Genomic DNA, 21,568 nt, shown 5'->3' with positions numbered 1-21,568 from the left:
CATGCACGTTCTCGTGGTGCACAACCGCTATTCCTCGGGACAGCCGAGCGGGGAGAACCGGGTCGTCGACGAGGAGGTCGCCCTGCTGCGCGCGGCGGGCCACCGGGTCGAGGTGTTCGAGCGGCGCAGCGACGACATCGCGGGCCGCTCCTTGCTCGGCAAGGTCGCGGTACCGCTGCTCGTGCCGTGGAACCCGGCGGTCCGCAGGGAACTGACCGCAAGGCTCCGTGCGGACCGACCCGACGTGGTGCACGTCCACAACGTCTTCCCGCTGCTGTCGCCCGCGGTGCTGGCCGCCTGCGCCGACGTCGGGGTGCCCACCATCGCCACGCTGCACAACTACTACCAGGTGTGCCCGCCCGGCACGCTGCAGCGGGACGGCCGGCTGTGCACCGACTGCGTCGGCTCGAAGTTGCCGCTGCCCGCCGTCCGGCACGGCTGCTACCGGGGCTCCCGCCTCGCGACGCTGCCGCTCGCGGTCAACCTGTCCGTCAACCGGCAGCGGTGGTGGACGGGCGTCGAGCGGTTCCTCTGCATCTCCGCGGCGCAGCGCGATGTCCTGGTGCGCTCCGGCCTGCCGCCCGAGCTGCTGACCGTGAAGCACAACTTCGTACCCGACCCGGGCACCGGCAGGGACGGGGACGGGGAGCAACTGCTGTATCTCGGGCGCCTCGCCGAGGCCAAGGGCGTGCGGGTGCTCATGGCCGCCTGGGACATGATCGCCGCCCAGGGCGGGGTCGGTGTGCCGCTCGTGCTGGCGGGTGCGGGACCGCTGGAGGCCGAGGTGTCCGCCTGGGCCGCGGACCGGGACGACGTGCGCTACGTCGGCCTGCTCGAACCGGACGAGGTCCGCAAGGCCGTCGCCCGGTCGGTCGCCGTGGTGGCGCCCTCGCTGGCCCCGGAGACGTTCGGCCTGGTGGTCGCGGAGGCGATGGCGGCGGGGGTCCCGGCCGTCGCCTCCGGTCACGGCGCCTTCGTCGAACTCGTCGAGGACGGGGAGACCGGGCTGCTGCACCGGCCGGGCGAGCGCACCTCGCTCGCGTCCTGTCTGCGCCGGATCACGGCCGAACCGGCCGTCAACCGGGAGATGGGCCGGGCGGCACGGCGCCGCTACGAGCAGGGCTTCAGCCCGGCCGTAGGCCTCGCGCGCCTGGAAGAGGAGTACCGCTCCGCGATCGCGGGCCGGTCGGAACAAGGAAACACAGCACAAGGAAACACAGCACAAGGAAACACATGGGGGACGGAATCAATGGGGGGCAGCAAATGACACAGTGCCGACTCTGTGGCTCGGCGACACTGGCGAGCGTCGTCGATCTGGGGGCGACACCGCCGTGCGAGAGCTTTCTCTCCGCGGACCAACTGGACACGCCGGAGCCCGCGTTCCCGCTGCACCTGCGGGTCTGCACCGACTGCTGGCTGGCGCAGATCCCGCCGCTGATCACGCCGGAGGACACGTTCAAGGAGTACGCGTACTTCTCGTCGTTCTCGACGTCCTGGGTGGAGCACGCCCGCACGTTCGTCGCCGACGCCGTCCAGCGCGCCGACCTCGGCCCCGACGCCTTCGTGGTCGAGGTCGCGAGCAACGACGGCTATCTGCTCAAGCACGTGGTGGACCGGGGGATCCGCTGCCTGGGCATCGAGCCGTCGGTCAACGTCGGCGCCGCGGCGCGCGAGGCGGGCGTGCCCACGCTCACCGAGTTCCTGTCGCCGCAGACCGGCGCGGCCGTCCGCGCCGAGCACGGCCCGGCGAACCTGGTCGCGGCGAACAACGTGTACGCGCACATCCCCGACGTCGTCGGCTTCACACAGGGTCTGCGCGCCCTGGTCGCGGACGACGGCTGGGTCTCCATCGAAGTGCAGCACCTGCTGACGCTGATCGAGGAGAACCAGTACGACACGATCTACCACGAGCACTTCCAGTACTACACGGTCGCCTCCGCGATCCGCGCGCTCGCCAGCGGCGGACTCGCCCTCGTGGACGTCGAGTTGCTGCCCACCCACGGCGGCTCCATCCGGCTGTGGGCGCGGCCCACCGAGGTCGCCGGCGAGCCCTCCCAGCGGGTGACCGACGTGCTGGCCCAGGAGAAGGCGGCCGGACTCCAGGAGCTCTCCGGATACACCGAGTTCTCCGCCCGGGTGGCCAAGGTCCGCCGCGACCTCCTGAAGTTCCTCATCACAGCGGCCGAGCAGGGGAAGACGGTCGTCGGCTACGGCGCCCCCGGCAAGGGCAACACACTGCTCAACCACTGCGGCATCCGCCCGGACCTGCTCGCGTACACGGTCGACCGCAACCCCTACAAGCACGGCCGGTTCACCCCGGGCACCCGCATCCCGATCCTGCCGCCCGAGCGGATCGCCGAGGACAAGCCGGACTACGTCCTGGTCCTCCCGTGGAACCTGCGGGCCGAGCTGACCGAGCAGCTGTCCTACGTGGGCGACTGGGGCGGCCGCCTCGTCTTCCCCGTCCCGGAACTGAGCATCGTCGAGGTGCCCGCGAAAGAGGTGTCGGCATGAAGGTCGTTCTGTTCTGCGGCGGCTACGGGATGCGGATGCGCAGCGGCGCCGCGGACGACGTGCCCAAGCCGATGGCGATGGTCGGCCCCAGGCCGCTGATCTGGCACGTCATGCGCTACTACGCGCACTACGGGCACAAGGAGTTCATCCTGTGCCTCGGCTACGGGGCGCACCACATCAAGAACTTCTTCCTCAACTACGAAGAGACGACGTCCAACGACTTCGTGCTGCGCAAGGGCCAGACCGAGCTGCTGTCCAACGACATCGCCGACTGGACGATCACGTTCGCGCAGACCGGAATCGAGTCACCGATCGGCGAACGCCTGCGCCGGGTGCGCCACCACCTGGACGGCGACGAGATGTTCCTCGCCAACTACGCCGACGTGCTCACCGACGCCCCCCTGGACGAGATGGTCGACCGGTTCGCGGTGCGCGACGCCGGAGCATCGATGATGGTGGTCCCGCCGCAGTCCTCGTTCCACTGCGTGGACCTCGGCGAGGACGGCCTGGTCGGCGGCATCACCGCGGTCAGCGACATGCCGCTGTGGGAGAACGGCGGCTACTTCGTGCTCCGCCAGGAGGTCTTCGACCACATACCGGAGAACGGCGACCTGGTCGCCGACGGCTGCGCCCAACTAGCCAAGCAGGGACGCCTCGTGGCGCACCAGCACCGCGGCTTCTGGAAGCCCACCGACACCGTCAAGGAGCGGGCCGCGCTCGACGCTGGCTACGCACGCGGCGACCGCCCGTGGGCCGTATGGGAGCGGGACGAAGCCGGGGTGAGCGCGTGATCCGGCTCGGAGCCGGCCGCCCGGACCGGATCGTCGCGGTGGGCGCGCACTGCGACGACATCGCCATCGGCGCCGGCGGCACCCTCCTCACGCTGTGCCGGGCACGCCCTGGCCTGCGGGTCGACGCGCTGGTGCTGACCGGCGGCGGCACCGGGCGCGAGCAGGAGGAGCGGGCCGCCCTCGCCGCCTTCTGCCCGGGCGCCGACCTGCGCCTGACCGTGCACAAGCTCCCCGACGGCCGGCTGCCCGCGCACTGGGAGGAGGCCAAGTCCGCCGTCGAGGAACTGCGCCTGCAGTCCGACCCGGACCTCGTCCTCGCCCCGCGCGCCGACGACGCGCACCAGGACCACCGCGGCCTCGCGCGGCTGATACCCACCGCCTTCCGCGACCACCTCGTGCTCGGCTACGAGATCGTCAAGTGGGACGGCGACCTCGGCCGGATGTCCGCGTACCAGCCGCTGACACCGGACACCGCCGAGGACAAGGTGCGGCTGCTCCAGGAGCACTACGCCTCGCAGCGCCACCGTCCCTGGTACGACCGCGAGGCCTTCCTCGGCCTCGCCCGGATCCGCGGCATCGAATGCCACGAGCGCTACGCAGAGGCGTTCGCCGTCACCAAACTCACGCTCGACCTGGGCGCCCCGACACCGGGCGCCCCCACTCAGGGGGACTGAACCTTGCGCGTACTACTGACCGGACACCAGGGCTACTTGGGCACCGTGATGGCCCCGGTCCTCAAGGCCGCCGGACACGACGTCGTCGGCCTCGACTCCGGCCTGTTCGCCGACTGCGTCCTCGGCCCGACCCCCGACGACCCGCAGGGGCACCGGGTGGACCTGCGCGACGTCACCGCCGAGCACGTGGCAGGGGTGGACGCCGTGATCCACCTCGCCGCGCTCTCCAACGACCCGCTCGGCTCCCTCGCGCCGGAACTCACCTACGACATCAACCACCACGCCTCCGTCCAACTGGCCCGCCTCGCACGCGAGGCCGGGGCCAAGCGCTTCCTCTACGCGTCGACGTGCTCGGTGTACGGAGCCGCCGGCGGCGACGAACTCGTCGGCGAGGACGCCCCGTTGCGCCCCGTCACCCCGTACGCGGAGTCCAAGGTGCGCGTCGAGGACGACCTGCACGCGCTCGCCGACGACGACTTCACCCCGGTGTACATGCGCAACGCCACCGCCTTCGGCTTCTCGCCCCGGCTGCGCGCCGACATCGTCCTGAACAACCTCGTGGGCCACGCGCTGCTCTCCGGCGAGGTGCTGGTGCTCTCCGACGGCACACCCTGGCGCCCGCTGGTGCACGCCGCCGACATCGCCCGCGCCTTCACGGCCGCGCTGACCGCGCCCCGCGAGGCGGTGCACGACCGGGCGTTCAACATCGGCAGCGAGACCAACAACGTCACGGTCGCCGAGATCGCCGAGCAGGTCGCCGAGGCGGTGTCCGGGGCGAAGGTGCGCATCACCGGGGAGAACGGCGCCGACCCGCGCTCCTACCGGGTCGACTTCGCCCGCTTCCGCGCCGCGATACCCGGCTTCGACTGCGAGTGGACGGTCAAGCAGGGCGCACTCGAACTCTGCGACGCCTACCGGAACTTCGGCCTCACCAAGGACGACTTCGACAGCCGCTTCACCCGCCTCGCCGTGCTGCGCGCGGAGTCCGAGGCCGGCTCCATCGACGACACCCTGCGGTGGCGTCCGTGACCGCGATCGATGAGGAGATGTACGAACTGGTGGAGCGGATGTACCCGCTCTGCCGGAGCATCACCGGCGATGGTGTGCGCGCCACCCTGGCCATCATCGGGGAGTACATCCCGCTCGACGTGCACGAGGTACCCACCGGCACCCAGGTGCTCGACTGGACGGTGCCGCAGGAGTGGAACATCCGCGACGCGTACATCGCCGACGCGTCCGGGAAGCGGGTCGTCGACTTCGCCGAATCCAGCCTGCACGTGCTCGGCTACAGCGTCCCGGTGTCGACGACGATGCCGCTGTCCGAGCTGCGCGCGCATCTGCACACGCTGCCCGACCAGCCGAAGTGGGTGCCGTACCGCACCAGTTACTACAAGCCGGACTGGGGGTTCTGCCTGGCCCAGGAGACCCTGGACGCGCTGCCCGACGGCGAGTACCAGGTGTGCGTCGACTCCACGCTGGAGGACGGCCACCTCACCTACGCCGAGCACCTCGTGCCCGGCCAGGTACCCGACGAGGTGATCGTCTCCTGCCACACATGCCACCCGTCGCTCGCCAACGACAACCTGGCGGGCATCGCGGTGGCGACCTACCTCGCCCGCGAGCTGGCGCGGCACACGCCGTACTACACCTACCGGTTCATCTTCGCGCCCGGCACCATCGGCGCGATCACCTGGCTCGCCCGCAACAAGGAACGGATCGAGCACATCAAGCACGGCCTCGTGCTGGCCTGTGCGGGCGACCGGGGAGACCTCACGTACAAGCGGAGCAGGCGCGGCGACGCGGAGATCGACCGCGTGCTGCGGCACGTGCTGAGCACCTCCGAACGGCCGCACCAGGTAAAGGAGTTCACGCCGTACGGATACGACGAGCGGCAGTACTGCTCGCCCGGATTCGATCTCGGCGTGGGCTCGCTGACCCGCACCCCGTACGCCGGTTACCCCGAGTACCACACCTCGGCGGACAATCTGGACTTCGTCTCCCCGGAGGCGATGGCGGACACCCTCGCGGTCTGCCGCGAGGCGTTCACCGTCCTGGACCGCAACCGGCGCTATCTCAACCAAAGTCCTTACGGGGAGCCGCAGTTGGGGCGGCGCGGGCTGTACGACGCGCTCGGCGGACGCAGTGACACCAAGCAGGCCCAGATGGCGATGCTCTGGGTGCTCAACCTCTCCGACGGCGAGCACAGCCTGCTCGACGTCGCCGAGCGGTCCGGGCTGCCGTTCGACACCGTCGCCGACGCGGCGGACGCCCTGCACGGCGCGGGGCTGGTCAAGGCATGACGCGGACGACCACCGAGGAGGAGAAGACGAAGGCATCCGCCGGATCCGCCAGGCGCGCCCTCGCGGGCCGGCTGTCCTGGGGCCTCGCCGACCAGGCGGCCTCCAGCGTGTCCAACTTCGCGGTGGGCATCTACGTGGCGCGCTCGCTGGGGGTGACCGCGTTCGGCGTGTTCAGCCTGGCCTGGGTGACGTACGGCGTCGTGCTCAACGTCTCCCGAGGACTCGCCACCGACCCGCTCATGGTCCGCTTCAGTGCAGTGCCGGAGGCGTCCTGGCGCCGGGCGGTGGCCCGCTGCTCGGGCACCGCTCTCGGCGTCGGCCTCGCCCTCGGCGCGGCATCCCTGGTGCTCGGACTGGCGGTCGGCGGCAGCATCGGGCCCGCCTTCGCGTGCCTCGGCATCGTCCTGCCCGGACTGCTGCTCCAGGACTCCTGGCGGTTCGCCTTCTTCGCGGCGGGCGCCGGGCGCAAGGCGTTCGTCAACGACATCGTGTGGTGCGTCGCGCTGATCCCCGCCCTGGTGGTCGCGGCCCACGTGGGCGGCGTGCCCGCCTTCGTGCTCGCCTGGGGCGGATCCGCCGCGGTCGCCGCCGCGTACGGCTGCTTCCAGTCCGGCATCCGGCCCCGGCTCACCGGAGCGCGCGTATGGCTGCGCGAGCACCGCGACCTCGGCACCCGCTACCTCCTGGAGAACGTCAGCAACAGCGGCGGCAGCCAACTGCGGGCCTACGGGCTCGGCGTGATCGTCGGAGTCGGCGCGGTCGGCGTGGTCCGCGGCGCCGAGCTGCTGCTCGGCCCGTTCATGGCCGTGCTGATGGGCCTCTCACTGGTCACCGTCGCCGAGGCCGCCCGGGTGCTGCGCAGGGCCCCGCACCGCCTCGGCAGGTTCTGTCTGCTGCTCGGCGGCGGGCAGGCCGTCGCCGCGCTGCTGTGGGGCGGGGCGCTGCTCCTGGTGCCCGACCGGGCCGGCGAGTTGATGCTCGGCGACGTCTGGAGCTCCGCCGCGCAACTCATCGTGCCGGTCACCCTCGGCGTCGCGGGCGCGGGCCTCGGCACCGGCGCGGCCGCCGGACTGCGCGCGCTCGGCGCGGCCCGGCTCAGCCTGCGCTCCCAACTGTTCGCCTCCGCCTGCTACGTCGGCGGCGGGCTCGGCGGCGCGGCCGCGGGCGGCACGGTCGGCTCCGCCTGGGGCGTCGCCGCCGCGACCGTCACCGGCTCCGCCGTGTGGTGGCTGCACCTGCGGTACGCCCTGCGCGAGCACCAGCACAACCCCACACCCGAAGCGAGGACCACATGACCGCTCACCCCCGACTGAGCATCGGCCTGCCCGTCTACAACGGCGAGGAGTACCTGGCCGAGTCCCTCGACGCGCTGCTCGGCCAGACCTACGAGGACTTCGAGCTGGTCATCACCGACAACGCCTCGACCGACGGCACCGAACGCATCTGCCGCGAGTACGCGGCCCGGGACCCGCGCATCCGCTACATCCGGCTGCCCCGCAACATCGGCGCCGCCCCGAACCACAACTACGTGTTCACCCAGTGCCACGGCGAACTGTTCAAGTGGGCGTCGCACGACGACCTGTACGCCCGCGACCTGCTGCGCCGCTGCGTACTCGCGCTCGACGAGCACCCCGACGTGATCCTCGCCCACGCCGACCAGGCCGTCATCGACGAGGACGGCAAGGTCAAGGTCCCCTACGCGTACACGCTCGACACCGACTCGCCGCGCGCGCCCGAACGCTTCCGCAGCATGCTGTTCGAGCCCGGCGGCGACGACTTCTACGGCGTGATCCGCGCCGACGTGCTGCGCAAGGTGAAGCCGCACGACAGCTACCACCACGCCGACCGCACCTTCGTCGCCGAGATCGGCCTGCACGGCCCCTTCTACCAAGTGCCGGAGCTGCTGTACTTCCGCCGCGACCACCCCACCCGCGCCGAGCGGGCCAACCCGTCCAAGCGCTCACGCTGCGTCAACCTGGACCCGCGCAGGGCCGGGCCGCTGCACCCCACGCCCCGACTGCTCGCCGAGTACGTCCTGGGCTTCGTCTCGGCGATCCGGCGGGCGCCGCTGTCCTCGGCCGAACGGGCCGCGTGCTACCGGCACTTGGCGGCGTGGGCGACCAGCCGCACCCGGCCCGGCGCGGGCGAGCGGGTCGAGGACCGGGCGCCGGTCGACCCGGCCCAGCTCAACGTCTCCATCGACGACCTCGTCGCGGGCCGCAAGGAGCGGCGCCCATGAGGACCGCTCCACGCGTCGGGGTGTTCGGCCTGCTCGGCTCCGGCAACCTCGGCAACGACGGCTCGCTCGAAGCCGTCCTCGCGTACCTCCGCGCCGAGCACCCGGACGCGCCCGTGGACGCGCTGTGCGGCGGCCCTGACGTCGTCACCGCCCGGTACGGGATCCCCGCGACGCGGCTGCACTGGAACCGCGGGGAGTACCGCACCGCGTCGCGCACGGGCGCCCTGGCGACGAAGGGCCTCGGCAAACTCGTCGACGTCGTCCGCACCGCCGCCTGGGTGCGCAGGCACGACGTGGTGATCGTGCCGGGCATGGGCGTTCTGGAGGCCACGCTGCCGCTGCGGCCATGGGGATTCCCGTACTCACTGTTCCTGCTCTGCGCGAGCGGCCGGCTGCTGCGTACGAAGGTCGCGCTGGTCAGCGTCGGCGCCGCCGAGATCGGGGTCCGGCCGACGCGGGCCTTGGTCCGCTGGTCGGCGCGGCTCGCCGCCTACCGCTCGTACCGCGACGCCCAGTCCCGCGACGCGATGCGGGCGATGGGGGTGAACACCGCGCGCGACGCGGTCTACCCGGACCTGGCGTTCGCCCTGCCGGTGCCCGCGGCCACTCCGGACCCGGGCACGGTCTGCGTCGGCGTCATGGACTTCCACGGCGGCAACGACGACCGGGCGCGAGCCGAGGAGATCCACCGGCGCTACCTCGAAGGGACGACCCGGTTCGTTCGCACGCTCGTCGAGGACGGCAGGCGGGTCAGGCTGCTCACCGGCGACGACTGCGACGCGTCGGTGGTCGAAGCGATCCTCGACGCGGTGGACTCACCGCTGGTCACCGCCGCCGAAACGGCCTCCCTCGCCGACCTGATGAAGGAGACCGCGGCCGCCGACACCGTGGTCGCGACCCGCTACCACAACCTGATCTGCGCCCTGAAGTCCGGCACACCCACGCTTGCTCTCACCTACGCGGCCAAGAGCGACGCGCTCATGGAACGGATGGGCCTCGGCGCCTACCACCACCCCGCGCGCGAGGTCGACGCCGACCGGCTCATCGAACAGTTCCGGGACCTGGAGAAACGCTCGGAGGAACTGCGCCGGACCCTCGTGGAGCGGAACAAGGCCGCCGCACAGCAACTCGCCCACCAGTTCAACGCGTTGACCGACACCCTGTTCCGGGCCACCGGCCAGGCCCACGCACCTCGGGGGAAACGATGAAACTGACCGAAGTCCCGGAGATCGCCGGGGCGTTCCTGCTCGAACCCACGCCGCACGCCGACGAACGCGGCTTCTTCTGCCGCACCTTCGACGCCGACGTACTGCGCTCGGTGGGCCTCGACCCGCACGCCTTCGTCCAGGACAGCATGTCCCGCTCCGTCCGTGGCGTGCTGCGCGGCATGCACCTGCGCTCCGGCGACGGCGAGGCCAAACTGGTGCGCTGCTCGTACGGGAAGATCTTCGACGTCGTCGTGGACCTGCGGCCGGACTCGGCGACGTACCGTGGCCGCGCCACCTTCGAACTGTCCGGCGAGACGCAGGTGACCCTCTACATCCCGGCGGGGTGCGCGCACGGATTCCAGGCGCTCACGGAGACCGCCGACACCTCGTACCGGATCGACCGCCCGCACGACCCGTCCGAGGACGTGACGATCGCCTACGACGACCCGGAGCTCGCCATTCCGTGGCCGCTGCCGGCCACCTCGATGTCCAAGCGGGACCGCGAGGCACCGAGCCTCGCCGAGGTCCTGAAGCAGAAGGGGAGTTGAGGCCGGCGTGCCCATGGAAGAGAGCGAAGAGTTGGACCTGCCCAGGTCGCGGTCGGCGAACGAGCGGCTGCACGCCATGATCCCCGGCGGCGCGCACACCTACGCCAAGGGCGACGACCAGTACCCCGAACACCTCGCCCCGGTCATCAGCCACGGACGCGGCGCCCATGTGTGGGACATCGACGGCAACCGCTACATCGAATACGGCTCCGGGCTGCGCTCGGTCAGCCTCGGCCACGCCCACCCGCGCGTGAACGAAGCGGTCCGCCGGGAGATCGACCGCGGCAGCAACTTCGTCCGGCCGTCCATCGTGGAGGTCCAGGCCGCGGAGCGCTTCCTGGCCACCGTGCCGACCGCCGACATGGTGAAGTTCGCGAAGAACGGCTCCGACGTCACCACCGCCGCGGTACGCCTGGCGCGCGCCGTCACGGGGCGCCGGAGGGTGGCCATCTGCGCCGACCACCCGTTCTTCTCCACCGACGACTGGTTCATCGGCACCACACCCATGCCGGCCGGCATCCCGAAGGCGACGACCGATCTCACGGTGTCCTTCCCGTACGGGGACCTGGCCGCCGCGGAGGCGCTCCTCACCCGGTACGCGGACGACGTCGCCTGTCTGATCCTCGAACCCGCCGCTCACAGCGAACCCCCGCCCGGCTACCTCGAAGGCCTGCGCGACCTGGCCGACCGGCACGGCTGCGTTCTGATCTTCGACGAGATGATCACCGGTCTGCGCTGGTCGGAGGCGGGCGCCCAGGGCCTGTACGGCGTCGTGCCCGACCTGTCCACGTTCGGCAAGGCGCTGGGCAACGGGTTCGCCGTCTCCGCGCTGGCCGGACGCCGGGAGCTGATGGAGCATGGAGGGCTGCGGCACGCCGGTGAGCGGGTCTTCCTGCTGTCCACGACGCACGGCGCGGAGACACACTGCCTGGCGGCGGCGATGGCCGTCCAGAGCACCTACGTGGAGGAGGGCATCAGCGCACGCCTGCACACCCTCGGCGAGCGCCTGGCCGCCGGGGTCCGCGAGGCCGCGTCGAGCATGGGCGTCGGCGAACACGTCGTCGTCCGGGGCCGGGCCAGCAACCTGGTCTTCGCCACCCTCGACGAGCACGGGCAGCCGTCGCAGGAGTACCGCACCCTGTTCCTGCGCCAGCTGCTCCTGGGCGGCGTCCTCGCCCCGTCGTTCGTGGTGAGCAGCGCGCTCGGCGACGGCGACATCGAGCGCACTGTCGACGTGGTGGCCGAGGCATGCGCGGTGTACCGGAAGGCGGTCGACGCCGGTGACCCCACGCCGTGGATGGCCGGACGGCCGGTGAAGCCGGTGTTCCGCCGCTTGGTGTGAGGTCCACGTGTGATGTCAGCGTCGAGCTGGTCGGCCGGTGTCCGCAACCCGGTCGACCAGCCACGCGGTCGCGGGCACCACCGCGAGCGCGGTGCACCAGCCGCCGACCGCGTCCGTCGGGTAGTGCGCGCTCAGGGCGACCTCCGCCCACCCCATCGCGGCGCCCGCGGCCAACGCGGCGCCGAACACGAGCGACACACCGGCCGCTCTGCCGAGCCCGAGCCGCCCTGCCGCGACCAGCGCTACCACGAGGGCGAGCGCCGTGAGGAAAGCGGTGTGCCCGCTCGGATAGGACAGGTTCCCCGGACCGTGGATGGTGCGCCCCACCACCGACTTGAGGACCGTCCCCGTCCCCACGGTCAGGGCGACCGCGGCCACCACCAGCACCGCCGCGCGAGGACGGCGCAGCAGCAGACACCACGCCACGGCGGCCGCGACCAGCACCATCGCGCCCACGGGTTCCCCCAGGAAATCGACGGCCAGGGCCACGCCCCGCCACGGCGGCCGCACACTGTCGTCCGTCGGCAGGACGAACCACCGGTCCACTCGGGCGGACTCACTGTGCCCGGCGTACATCACCCCGAGCGTGACGACCACGAGCGCGGAGAGCGCCGCGATCAGCCCGAGCCAGGCGCGCAGCGCGCCGGGCAGCACGGGGGAAGACTCGGAAACGATCTCCCCGCGGTGGCCGCGGCCCGGCCCCGCTTCAGTCAGGTGATCCAACGCGATCCCCCCGTCGTGTGTCCCACCCACCTTTCGGCGACCCTATCCGCCCCGCGGACATGGCGGCGCTTCAACTCGCCAAGTAGATACCGGAGTTGAGCCGGGGGAGTGGAGGGGTGTCGGCGGGACGGGTGAAGGGCGGCCCCGGGCTCGTGCTAGCGTTGAGCGTTTGCAGCCGCGCCTTCCTCGGTACGGTCCCACCCTCGGAGGAAGGCTCTCTGTGAGCGAATCAGCACGTGCCGACGACGCCCGGCAGCAGGACGACGCGCCGGGCACCGCCCCCGTGACGTCCTTCTCGGAGCTCGGTCTCCCGGCCGCGGTGCTGCGCACGCTCGACGAGCACGGTGTGACGAAGCCCTTCCCCATCCAGGCGGCGGCGCTGCCGAACGCGCTCGCGGGACGGGACGTCCTCGGCCGGGGCCGCACCGGCTCCGGCAAGACCCTCGCCTTCGGTCTGGGGCTGCTCACCCGGATCGCTGGGCGGCGCGCGCAGCCCAAGGAGCCTCTCGCGCTCGTGCTGGTGCCCACCCGGGAGCTGGCGCAGCAGGTCACCGAGGCGCTCACCCCGTACGCCGAGGCGCTGCGGCTGCGGCTCGCGACCGTGGTGGGAGGCGTGTCCATCGGCCGGCAGTCCGCCACGCTGCGGGACGGCGCCGAGGTCGTCGTCGCCACGCCCGGCCGCCTGCACGACCTGATCGAGCGCAAGGGCTGCCGCCTCGGCCGCGTGGGCATCACGGTCCTGGACGAGGCCGACCAGATGTGCGACATGGGATTCCTGCCGCAGGTCACCGAGATCCTGGACCAGGTGCGGCCCGACGGGCAGCGCATGCTGTTCTCCGCCACCCTCGACGGCGACGTCGACCAGCTGGTGCGGCGCTACCTGCGCGACCCGGCCGAGCACTCCGTGGACCCCGCCTCCAGCGCGGTCGCCACGATCGAGCACCACGTCCTCGTCGTGCACGGCCCGGACCGGTGGTCCGTCGCCACGGAGATCGCCGCACGGGACGGCCGCGTCCTGCTCTTCCTGGACACCAAGCACGGCGTCGACCAGCTCACCCGGCACCTGCGGGGCAGCGGCGTGGCAGCGGCCGCCCTGCACAGCGGGAAGGCACAGCCGCAGCGCACCCGGACCCTCGCCCAGTTCAAGAACGGCGAGATCACGGCGCTGGTGGCGACGAACGTCGCGGCGCGTGGCCTGCACATCGACGACCTCGACCTCATCGTCAACGTCGACCCGGCGACCGAACCCAAGGACTACCTCCACCGCGCGGGACGCACGGCCCGCGCCGGCCGCTCCGGCACCGTCGTGTCGCTCGTCCTGTCGAGCCAGCGCCGCGAGACGAGCCAGGTCATGGCGGACGCCGACGTCACCGCCAAGGTCACCAAGGTGCGCTCCGGCGAGGCGGAACTGAGCCGCATCACCGGCGCGAAGGCCCCCTCCGGCAAGCCCCTCGATGGCGGCCCCGCCCAGCGCCCCAAGAACCAGAACACCCCGTTCCGCGGCCTGGGCAACACCAAGGACCCGAAGGCCGGCTCCACCACCGGCGCCGGCTCCGGATCTGGCACGGGCTCGGGCTCGGGCGCCCGTGGCTCCCGCAAGACCAACGAGGCCCGCAAGCTCGCTGAGGCGCGGAAGGCGGCGCGGGTCCGGCGCGGAGGCTGACCCGCGAGCAGGTCGCCCGACTCAGCCGCGTGCCGGAAGCGTGATGCCGTACGCCCGCATCTTCCGGTAGATGGTCGTACGGGAGATGCCGAGCCGCTGCGCCGCCAGCAGCTTGTTGCCGTCCGCCGCCAGCAGGGCCTGGACCAGCGTGTCGCGCTCGGAGGTCTCCCAGGCGCTGAGCGACCGGCCGCCCGCGCTGTGCAGCGACGGCGGCAGGTCCCGGAGCTCGACCCGGTAGGTGCGGCGGCCCGCGGCGGCCTCGCGCAGGGCGGCGTCCAGTTGGCGGATGTTGCCGGCCCAGTCGTGCCGACGCAGCAGCGGCAGCACCTCCGGTGCGCACTCGACGTCCGCTCCGACGCGGCGCAGCAGACAGCCGACCAGGGCGGGCAGGTCCGCCAGGCGGTGCCGTAGGGCGGGCACGGCCGCCGCTTCGACGAAGCACCGCCTCAGGGGCTCGGGCACGCCTGGTGCCTGGCGGAGCGTGCCCACGATCCAGGTGCCCTGCGCCGCCGCGGCCTCCAGGGCCTGGGCGACGGCGGTTCCCTGCTCGGGGGCCACGGCGTCGACGTTGCGAAGGACCAGGGCGCGGCCCGCCCCCGCCTGTGCCTCGCGCAGTGCGGTCGGCAGATCGCTCCCGGCACCGGAGAGCGCGGCCGCGGCGTCCACGATGACCGGAGCCGAAGCCGCCCCTGTCAACGCGTGCGCGGCACCGACCAGCGCCGACTTGCCCGTTCCTGCCTCCCCGTGGAGCAGGAGCGGTGTCCGCTCGCGGGCGCAGCGGGACGCCGTACGGGAGACGGTGTTCCACGCCGGGTCCGTCCCGGCCAGACCCGGCAGCGGCCACGGCCGGGCCGCGTCCGGCTCCGTCCGCGTACGGGAGCCGGAACGGGGCCGCCCGCCGGAGGGGAGGTCCGCGAAGGCCAGCTCCAACAGGTATCCGGCCGCGCCCGCCGAGCTGTCGACCTGGCGGCAGCGCATCAACACGGTCTCCCCGCCGGTCAGTTGCACCTCCTTGCGGCTGCGCGGCGCGTGTCCCAGTTCGGCGGCGGCCTCGTGCAGCAGCCGGTGGTCGTCGCCCGTGAGGCGCCCGGAGGCGGCCGAGTTGGCGAGGACGAGATCGTGGCCGAGGCAGAGCACGGGCCGGTCACCGTAGTGGCTCACCTGCTGGAACGCCTCAAGCAGAGCACGCTGGTGCGAGCTGCTGAACTCGTACATGACGCGCTCGATGTCACCGGCGGCCTCCTGCACCAGGGCCGCCATCAGGGTGCGCGCCGGGCCGTTCCAGCACGTCAGGTTCATGGCCCCTTCGACCCGCCCGGTGACCGAGTTGCGGATCGGGGCGGCGGCGCAGGAGACGTTCTGCAGACGCTCGTTGAAGTGCTCGGTGCCGAGGACCACATTGGGCCTGCGCTCCTCCAGGGCCACGCCGATGCCGTTCGTGCCGACGAACTGCTCGGCGTAGTTGAAGCCGGGTGCCAGGTGGACCCGGTCCAGGTGGGACGAGAGCCGCTTCTCCCCGACGCGGCGGTCGCGCACCCAGCCCTTGCGGTCCGTCACGATCACCGAGGCGTCCGAACCCGCCAGCGCCTGCTCCAGCCGGTCGAGGACGGGCGCGGCGGCGCGGACCAGACGGCTCTCCCGGTCGTAGTCCGGCTGGTAGGGGACGACCACCTCGTCCGTGCCGACCCCCAGGTACTTGGAACGCTGCCAGGAATTGCGGATGCCCTCGGGCACGATCTGCGCGGGCGGTTCCGCGTGGGTGAGGAACTGCAGGCGCGCTCGCGCGATGGTCCGGTCCCGCTCCGTGCTGTCACTGAGCATGGCGTCTCCGATGGGCGTGTTTCCGCCATATTACGAACGTGTTTGTACCCGACAACAGACTGTTCGCCAAGACTCCTTGTGGGTTTTCCCCGCACTGGTACCGGATTCGGTCCCGCCGTGTTCCACATTGAAAAACTCGACGGAGCCCGGGGCCCCCACGCTGATGGTCGGCGCCGCACAACGGGTGCGGCCGCCAGCCGTCGAGCACAGGAGCCCCCTATGACCTCCGCCGACCACGCACCCCGTACCGCGATCGTCACCGGCGCCGCCCGCGGCATCGGCCGCAGCATCGCGGAGCGGCTCGCCGCGGACGGACTCGACGTCGCCGTCGCCGACCTCCCCGGCATGAGCGCGGAGCTCGGCGAAGTGGCGGCCGGCATCGAGAAGACCGGCCGCCGCTCCCTCGCCGTGCACGCCGACGTATCCAGCAAGGAACAGACCGACGCGCTCGTCGAGGAAGTCGCCGGCCGCTTCGGCAGGGTCGACGTCTACGTCGCCAACGCCGGTATCGCCAGGGTCACCCCGCTCCTCGACACCGGGCTCGACGAGTTCGAGCAGATCATGGCCGTGAACCTGCGCGGCGTCTTCCTCTCCTACCAGGCCGCCGCGCGGCAGATGATCGCCCAGGGCGGCGGCGGAAAGATCATCGGCGCGGCCTCGATCGTCGCGTACCGCCCGTTCGCGCTGCTCGGCACCTACTCGGCGTCGAAGTGGGGTGTACGCGGACTGACCCAGGCCGCCGCCATGGAGTGGGCGCGGCACGGCATCACCGTCAACGCGTACTGCCCCGGCATCGTCGGCACCGACATGTGGGACCTGATCGACGAGCGTCTCGCGCAGGAGGAGGGCCTGGAGAAGGGCCGGGCCATCAAGAAGTACGCGGAGGCGATCGCGCTCGGCCGCGTCGAGGAGCCCACGGACGTCGCGTCCTTCGTCTCCTACCTGGCCTCGCGCGACTCGGATTACATGACGGGCCAGTCCGTCATGATCGACGGCGGCATCCAGTTCTCCTGACGCCCACCAAGGAACCGAGAAACCAAGGAACCGAGAAGCGGAGGAGACAGATGTATTCCAAGGACGGCGAGAACTACTTCATCGTCGACGCGCACATCGCGCTCTGGGACGCCCGCCCCGAGAACCAACTCAACATCCACGGCAAGCAGTTCATCGACTGCTTCTACGACTACCACCGCAACCTGAGCCCGGAATCGGAACTCTGGACGTACGACGAGTACCTCTACTACGGCGGCGAACGCCTGATGAAGGACCTCTTCGTCGACGGGTACGTCGACCACGCCATCTTCCAGCCCGCACGCCTGGGAGCGTTCTACCGGGGCGGCTTCGGGCAGACGGAGGAAGCCTTCGCACTCACCCAGCAGCACCCGGACAAGCTCACGTACAACCACTCCTTCGACCCCCGGTACGAGCAGAAGGGCCTCGACCAACTGCGGCGCGACGCCGAGCGGTTCCGGCTCAAGGGCGTGAAGCTGTACACCGCCGAGTGGAAGGGCGACAGCCGCGGCTACAAGCTCGACGACCCGTGGACGTACCGCTATCTCGAGGTGTGTCAGGAACTCGGCATCAACAACGTCCACGTCCACAAGGGCCCGACGATCCGCCCGCTCGACCGGGACGCCTTCGACGTGGCGGACGTCGACAAGGTGGCCACGCGGTTCCCCGAGATGAACTTCGTCGTCGAGCACTGCGGACTGCCCCGCCTGGAGGACTTCTGCTGGATCGCCACGCAGGAACCCAACGTGCACGCGGGCCTCGCCGTCGCGATCCCCTTCATCCACAGCAGGCCGCGGTACTTCGCGCAGATCATCGGCGAACTGCTCTACTGGCTGGACGAGGACCGCATCCAGTTCTCCAGCGACTACGCGCTCTGGACACCCCGCTGGCTGATCGAGCGGTTCGTCGACTTCCAGATCCCCGAGGACATGACGCCCGAGTACGCGCCGATCACCCTGGCGCAGAAGAAGAAGATCCTCGGCCTCAACGCGGCGGCCATGTACGACATCGAGGTCCCGGCCGGCCTCGGCGTCACCGCACCGGCGGCGGCCTGACATGCGCGCCGACGCACGGGAACACTCCGCCCGCGCCGCCCTTGACACCGTCCTCGACCCGGAACTGGACGAGCCGATCACCGACCTGGGCTTCGTACGGTCCGTGACGGTGACCCCCGACGGGGCGCTCACCGTCCGCCTCAGGCTCCCCACCTCGTTCTGCTCGCCCAACTTCGCGTACCTCATGGCCTCGGACTCCAAGGACGCCCTGACGGCACTGCCCTGGACGCGGGACGTCGTGGTGCTGCTCGACGACCACCACGACTCGGACCTGATCAACCAGGGTCTCGCCGCGGACGCCGGCTACCGCGGCACGTTCGGACCCGAGGCCGAGAAGGACCTTGAGGCGCTACGGCTGACGTTCCGCCGCAAGGCCCATGTCGCGGCGATGGAGCGGGCGTTGACACTCCTGCTCCGCGACAACCCCGACCTCACCGAGGAGGGCCTCCACGACGTGGTCCTCGCAGACCTCCCCGACGCGGCGACCTCCACTGCGCTGCTACGACGACGGGAAGCGCTCGGCCTCGGCGTGGCAGCGTCCGACCCGGTACTGGTGGACGAGGAAGGGCGGCGCGTCCCGCCGGGCGAGATCCCGCTCCGGCTGCGCTTCGCCCGCGCGGTCCGGGTCTCGATCGACGGCAACGCGCACTTCTGCCGGGGGCTGCTGCGCACCCGCTATCCGCACTCCGCGGCCGACCAATCGAAGGAGAGCGTCTCGTGAAGGCAGTCCAGGTCGTGGGCTACGGCAAGAACCTTGAGATGGCCGAGGTCCCGGAGCCCCGGATCACCGGCCCGTTCGACGTGATCGTCAGGATCGGCGGCGCCGGCGTGTGCCGCACCGACATCCATATCCTGGAGGGGCAGTGGGCGCAGAAGTCCGGCGTGACACTGCCCTACACGATCGGTCACGAGAACGCCGGCTGGGTCCACGCCGTCGGCAGCGCGGTCACCAACGTCGCCGAGGGCGACAAAGTCATCGTCCACCCGCTGATCACCTGCGGGCTGTGCCGCGCCTGCCGGGCGGGCGACGACGTGCACTGTGAGAACAACCAGTTCCCCGGCATCGACACGGCCGGGGGCTACGCCGAGTACCTGAAGACTTCCGCACGCAGCGTGGTGCGGCTCGACGACTCCCTCGAACCGGCCGACGTCGCGGCGCTCGCCGACGCGGGGCTCACCGCGTACCACGCGGCGGCCAAGGCGGCCCGCAAGCTGCGGCCGGGGGACCGCTGCGTCGTGATCGGCGCGGGCGGCCTCGGCCACATCGGCGTACAGGTCCTCAAGGCCCTCACCGCCGCCGAGCTCCTCGTCGTCGACCGCAACCCCGACGCGGTGGCCCTGGCCACGTCCATCGGGGCCGACCACGGAGTCGTCGCCGACGGCGGCCACGTCGACCGGGTGCGCGAACTGACCGGCGGGCAAGGGGCGGAGGCGGTCATCGACTTCGTCGGCGAGGGCGGCTCCACCAAGGACGGCGTCGGCATGCTGCGCCCTGCGGGCGACTACCACGTGGTCGGCTACGGCGAGAACCTCGACGTCCCGACCATCGACATCATCTCCGCCGAGATCAACTTCATCGGCAACCTGGTCGGCTCCTATAACGACCTGTGCGAACTGATGGTCCTGGCCGCACAGGACCGCGTCCGCCTGCACACCGCGCAGTACCCCCTCGACCGCTTCCAGGACGCGCTGGACGACCTGGAGAGCGGGCGCATCAGGGGGAGGGCGATCCTCACACCCTGACGGTTCACCGATCGCCGGCCCGAGGCGGCCGAGGCCTAACGTGAAAGCGCCGCCTCGACCGGCACCCTTTCCAGAGCCGGGCGTTCGACCTCGGTCAGGAAGTCGAGTGTGTCGATCGGCTGGTCGGTGAAGTAGTCCGCGATGAGCCGGGAGAACTCCTTGCCTCGTTCGAGGTTGGGCAGATGGTCGGCCTCGCGGATCAGGGAGAACTGCCCCTGCTGAATCGTTGCGGCGACTTCGCGCACCCGGTCCGGGGTGGAGAACTCGTCGAACTCACCCGTGAAGCACAGGGTCGGCACGTCGGGAATTCCCCCCGGAGGCAGACCGGGAGTGGCCAGGACACGCTTCAGGATGGCGACGTGCCGGGGCACGTCGGCCTCGGTGATGGCGCTCATCGTGCAGGCCAGCAGCCGGGCCGTCACGGCGCGCTTGCGGACGGGACGGTCCGGGTGGGCCATGAGTGCCTCGACCGTCACGCGGCCGTAGGCACTCGAAATGTCCCCGGAGGCGAGGCTGTCGACCATCGCCCGCAGCGCGGTCCGGCACTCCGCCGGATACTCCATGGAGGCCCCGGCCAGCATCAGCCGCGCGACCCGCTCGGGACGCCTTTGGACCAGCCGGTACGCGATGGGAACGCCGTACGAAGCGGCGAACAGGTTCACGCGGCCCAACTTCAGCCGCTCCAGCAGATCTCCCAGCACCTCGGCGAGGAAGTCGAAGCCGTACTCCGCGGGGAGGTCGTCGGCCTTGCCCGACCCGGGGAGGTCGACGGTGATGACCGTCGCCAGCTCCGTCCAGGGCTTCTCCAGGCGCCGGAAGGCGTACATGTCCTGGAAGGAGCCACCCAGCAGAACAATGGGCTCTGTCCGAGGAGCGGGGTTCTCCACGACGCGGCAGTCATAGTCGAACCCTTTGAAATGCATCCGACGCACGAATTCCTCAGGCATGAGCAGGTGACTCCTAGCAGCAGGGCAGCGGTCACCAAGACCAACGAACATCAGCTGATGGGGTAATGCATCGACGCAAGACACCGAGGCCGGGAGTGGGCTGCGGCCTCGGGATCGTCATCGATGCCGACCGAGAACTCAGCCGCGAACGTCTCTGTGCCCAGCGCCGCGAGGGCCTTGGCCGTGTGCGTTCGACCTCGCCACGCTCGGCCTCCGGGAACGCGGCGCCGGAGGATTCCCGGGCCTGGGGGCCGCCGCTGTCACGGGCGACGGCGAGGCCCTGGTGGTGCAGGGACAGTGCGCGGCTGCGTCACCGCGCTGTCCAGCGAGGAGGAGTGCGGGGCCGGGGCCGAAGCCGACTTCGCGATGCCATGCGAGGGTTCGGTGGAGGTGCCTCTCGGCGCGGTCGAAGTCGCCTTCGCGCCGGGCTGTGAGGGCGAGGCCGATCTCGGCGTGGATCTCACCCGCCGCGTAGCCGTGTTCGGCGGCCAGGGCCATCGCCCTGCGGTGGGGCTCGGTGGCCCGAGGGAAGCCACCCGTCAGGAGAGCGACCCTGCTGAGCCCGCTGAGCCGGTCGGCGGCGTCCGGCCAGAAGCCCAGTTCCTCGGCGAGGTGGAGGCCGTCCTGGTGTGGTTGTGCGGCGCGCGTGTAGTCGCCGGTGATCGCGGCCAGTGCCGCCAGTGGGCAGGTGGTCTGCAACTGCCCCCAGCGGTCGCCGAGTTCCGTGAAGAGGGCGTGTCCGTCCTCGGCGCTGCGACGCAGTGCGGCGAGGTCGCCCCGCAGCAGGGCCTGGGTGGCCCGGGTGCTCTGTGCCGCGGCGATGCCCCAACGGTCGCCCGCTGTAGTGAAGTCGGCGAGGGCGCGGTCCACCAGAGTCTCACTGCGGGTCAGGTCTTCTCCCGCGCTTGACATGCCGCGCGAGTGTGGCCGCCGCGGGGGACCGGCGCGGACCGCGCCGCCACGCGCCCATCCGCACGAGCGGAGAGGGG

20 protein-coding genes are annotated in these 21,568 nt (G+C 71.4%); 16 read left to right on the top strand and 4 right to left on the bottom strand.

Annotated elements, in window-relative coordinates:
* Position 1 precedes the first annotated feature (1 nt).
* Genes ACFYWS_RS17440 through ACFYWS_RS17390 form a run of 11 tightly spaced genes read left to right on the top strand, consistent with a single transcriptional unit; the run spans position 2 to position 11,616 of the window.
* Entirely contained in the window at positions 2 to 1,267 is a 1,266-nt protein-coding gene (locus tag ACFYWS_RS17440; protein ID WP_389276557.1) for a glycosyltransferase family 4 protein, read from the top strand.
* Entirely contained in the window at positions 1,264 to 2,514 is a 1,251-nt protein-coding gene (locus tag ACFYWS_RS17435) for a class I SAM-dependent methyltransferase (protein ID WP_389276554.1), read from the top strand. Before ACFYWS_RS17440 ends, ACFYWS_RS17435 begins: the two co-directional genes overlap by 4 nt.
* A complete protein-coding gene (locus ACFYWS_RS17430) occupies positions 2,511 to 3,305 on the top strand; it encodes a glucose-1-phosphate cytidylyltransferase (protein WP_389276552.1) in 795 nt (264 codons plus the stop codon). The genes ACFYWS_RS17435 and ACFYWS_RS17430 overlap by 4 nt, the downstream gene beginning before the upstream one ends.
* A complete protein-coding gene (locus tag ACFYWS_RS17425) occupies positions 3,302 to 3,979 on the top strand; it encodes a PIG-L deacetylase family protein (protein ID WP_389276549.1) in 678 nt (225 codons plus the stop codon). Before ACFYWS_RS17430 ends, ACFYWS_RS17425 begins: the two co-directional genes overlap by 4 nt.
* Positions 3,980 to 3,982: 3 nt before the next feature.
* Positions 3,983 to 5,008: an NAD-dependent epimerase/dehydratase family protein gene (locus ACFYWS_RS17420; RefSeq protein WP_389276546.1), complete on the top strand. Its 1,026-nt coding sequence runs from the start codon at positions 3,983 to 3,985 to the stop codon at positions 5,006 to 5,008.
* Positions 4,996 to 6,279 carry a DUF4910 domain-containing protein gene (locus ACFYWS_RS17415; RefSeq protein WP_389276543.1) on the top strand — a complete coding sequence of 428 codons (1,284 nt, stop codon included), beginning with the start codon at positions 4,996 to 4,998 and terminating at the stop codon, positions 6,277 to 6,279. Before ACFYWS_RS17420 ends, ACFYWS_RS17415 begins: the two co-directional genes overlap by 13 nt.
* On the top strand, positions 6,276 to 7,574 hold the full coding sequence (locus ACFYWS_RS17410) for a hypothetical protein (RefSeq protein WP_389276540.1): 1,299 nt from the start codon (positions 6,276 to 6,278) through the stop codon (positions 7,572 to 7,574). The genes ACFYWS_RS17415 and ACFYWS_RS17410 overlap by 4 nt, the downstream gene beginning before the upstream one ends.
* Positions 7,571 to 8,518, top strand: coding sequence for a glycosyltransferase family 2 protein (locus tag ACFYWS_RS17405; RefSeq protein WP_389276537.1), 948 nt, complete (start codon positions 7,571 to 7,573; stop codon positions 8,516 to 8,518). The genes ACFYWS_RS17410 and ACFYWS_RS17405 overlap by 4 nt, the downstream gene beginning before the upstream one ends.
* A complete protein-coding gene (locus ACFYWS_RS17400; RefSeq protein WP_389276534.1) occupies positions 8,515 to 9,726 on the top strand; it encodes a polysaccharide pyruvyl transferase family protein in 1,212 nt (403 codons plus the stop codon). The genes ACFYWS_RS17405 and ACFYWS_RS17400 overlap by 4 nt, the downstream gene beginning before the upstream one ends.
* On the top strand, positions 9,723 to 10,274 hold the full coding sequence (gene rfbC, locus ACFYWS_RS17395; protein WP_389276531.1) for a dTDP-4-dehydrorhamnose 3,5-epimerase: 552 nt from the start codon (positions 9,723 to 9,725) through the stop codon (positions 10,272 to 10,274). Before ACFYWS_RS17400 ends, rfbC begins: the two co-directional genes overlap by 4 nt.
* Before the next feature lie 13 nt (positions 10,275 to 10,287).
* Positions 10,288 to 11,616: a glutamate-1-semialdehyde 2,1-aminomutase gene (locus ACFYWS_RS17390; RefSeq protein WP_389277366.1), complete on the top strand. Its 1,329-nt coding sequence runs from the start codon at positions 10,288 to 10,290 to the stop codon at positions 11,614 to 11,616.
* Between the two features lie 15 nt (positions 11,617 to 11,631).
* On the opposite strand, the gene ACFYWS_RS17385 is transcribed toward ACFYWS_RS17390, so the two are convergent.
* Complete coding sequence (locus tag ACFYWS_RS17385; RefSeq protein WP_389276528.1) at positions 11,632 to 12,270, bottom strand: phosphatase PAP2 family protein; 639 nt, start codon at positions 12,268 to 12,270, stop codon at positions 11,632 to 11,634.
* A 289-nt stretch (positions 12,271 to 12,559) separates the two neighbouring features.
* On the opposite strand from ACFYWS_RS17385, the gene ACFYWS_RS17380 reads away from it, so the two are divergent.
* A complete protein-coding gene (locus ACFYWS_RS17380) occupies positions 12,560 to 14,002 on the top strand; it encodes a DEAD/DEAH box helicase (protein WP_389276525.1) in 1,443 nt (480 codons plus the stop codon).
* Positions 14,003 to 14,023: 21 nt separating this feature from the next.
* On the opposite strand, the gene ACFYWS_RS17375 is transcribed toward ACFYWS_RS17380, so the two are convergent.
* Positions 14,024 to 15,823, bottom strand: a complete 1,800-nt coding sequence (locus ACFYWS_RS17375) for a sigma-54-dependent Fis family transcriptional regulator (protein ID WP_389276522.1) — start codon at positions 15,821 to 15,823, stop codon at positions 14,024 to 14,026.
* 219 nt (positions 15,824 to 16,042) lie between these two features.
* On the opposite strand from ACFYWS_RS17375, the gene ACFYWS_RS17370 reads away from it, so the two are divergent.
* The 4 genes from ACFYWS_RS17370 to ACFYWS_RS17355 are packed head-to-tail and all read left to right on the top strand — an operon-like array spanning position 16,043 to position 19,632.
* Complete coding sequence (locus ACFYWS_RS17370; protein WP_389276519.1) at positions 16,043 to 16,837, top strand: acetoin reductase; 795 nt, start codon at positions 16,043 to 16,045, stop codon at positions 16,835 to 16,837.
* Between the two features lie 50 nt (positions 16,838 to 16,887).
* Entirely contained in the window at positions 16,888 to 17,889 is a 1,002-nt protein-coding gene (locus ACFYWS_RS17365; protein ID WP_389276516.1) for an amidohydrolase family protein, read from the top strand.
* A 1-nt stretch (position 17,890) separates the two neighbouring features.
* Entirely contained in the window at positions 17,891 to 18,610 is a 720-nt protein-coding gene (locus ACFYWS_RS17360) for a metal-sulfur cluster assembly factor (protein WP_389276513.1), read from the top strand.
* Positions 18,607 to 19,632, top strand: a complete 1,026-nt coding sequence (locus ACFYWS_RS17355) for an NAD(P)-dependent alcohol dehydrogenase (protein WP_389276510.1) — start codon at positions 18,607 to 18,609, stop codon at positions 19,630 to 19,632. Before ACFYWS_RS17360 ends, ACFYWS_RS17355 begins: the two co-directional genes overlap by 4 nt.
* A 35-nt stretch (positions 19,633 to 19,667) precedes the next feature.
* Here the strand turns inward: ACFYWS_RS17355 and ACFYWS_RS17350 are convergent, their stop codons facing one another.
* Positions 19,668 to 20,579, bottom strand: coding sequence for an alpha/beta fold hydrolase (locus tag ACFYWS_RS17350; protein ID WP_389276507.1), 912 nt, complete (start codon positions 20,577 to 20,579; stop codon positions 19,668 to 19,670).
* Between the two features lie 138 nt (positions 20,580 to 20,717).
* Complete coding sequence (locus ACFYWS_RS17345; RefSeq protein WP_389276504.1) at positions 20,718 to 21,491, bottom strand: hypothetical protein; 774 nt, start codon at positions 21,489 to 21,491, stop codon at positions 20,718 to 20,720.
* Between the last annotated feature and the right edge of the window lie 77 nt (positions 21,492 to 21,568).

It is taken from the genome of Streptomyces sp. NPDC002795 (assembly GCF_042888725.1).
Classification (GTDB): Bacteria; Actinomycetota; Actinomycetes; order Streptomycetales; family Streptomycetaceae; genus Streptomyces.
This window is presented reverse-complemented; position numbering and strand designations above follow the sequence as displayed.

Excerpts from the sequence above, each read along its gene's own strand:
- ACFYWS_RS17440 (WP_389276557.1), top strand. The coding sequence starts at position 2 with ATGCACGTTCTCGTGGTGCACAACCGCTATTCCTCGGGACAGCCGAGC.
- ACFYWS_RS17435 (WP_389276554.1), top strand. The coding sequence starts at position 1,264 with ATGACACAGTGCCGACTCTGTGGCTCGGCGACACTGGCGAGCGTCGTC.
- ACFYWS_RS17430 (WP_389276552.1), top strand. The coding sequence starts at position 2,511 with ATGAAGGTCGTTCTGTTCTGCGGCGGCTACGGGATGCGGATGCGCAGC.
- ACFYWS_RS17410 (WP_389276540.1), top strand. The coding sequence starts at position 6,276 with ATGACGCGGACGACCACCGAGGAGGAGAAGACGAAGGCATCCGCCGGA.
- ACFYWS_RS17405 (WP_389276537.1), top strand. The coding sequence starts at position 7,571 with ATGACCGCTCACCCCCGACTGAGCATCGGCCTGCCCGTCTACAACGGC.
- ACFYWS_RS17400 (WP_389276534.1), top strand. The coding sequence starts at position 8,515 with ATGAGGACCGCTCCACGCGTCGGGGTGTTCGGCCTGCTCGGCTCCGGC.
- rfbC (WP_389276531.1), top strand. The coding sequence starts at position 9,723 with ATGAAACTGACCGAAGTCCCGGAGATCGCCGGGGCGTTCCTGCTCGAA.
- ACFYWS_RS17390 (WP_389277366.1), top strand. The coding sequence starts at position 10,288 with ATGGAAGAGAGCGAAGAGTTGGACCTGCCCAGGTCGCGGTCGGCGAAC.
- ACFYWS_RS17375 (WP_389276522.1), bottom strand. The coding sequence starts at position 15,823 with ATGCTCAGTGACAGCACGGAGCGGGACCGGACCATCGCGCGAGCGCGC.
- ACFYWS_RS17370 (WP_389276519.1), top strand. The coding sequence starts at position 16,043 with ATGACCTCCGCCGACCACGCACCCCGTACCGCGATCGTCACCGGCGCC.
- ACFYWS_RS17365 (WP_389276516.1), top strand. The coding sequence starts at position 16,888 with ATGTATTCCAAGGACGGCGAGAACTACTTCATCGTCGACGCGCACATC.
- ACFYWS_RS17360 (WP_389276513.1), top strand. The coding sequence starts at position 17,891 with ATGCGCGCCGACGCACGGGAACACTCCGCCCGCGCCGCCCTTGACACC.
- ACFYWS_RS17350 (WP_389276507.1), bottom strand. The coding sequence starts at position 20,579 with ATGCCTGAGGAATTCGTGCGTCGGATGCATTTCAAAGGGTTCGACTAT.
- ACFYWS_RS17345 (WP_389276504.1), bottom strand. The coding sequence starts at position 21,491 with ATGTCAAGCGCGGGAGAAGACCTGACCCGCAGTGAGACTCTGGTGGAC.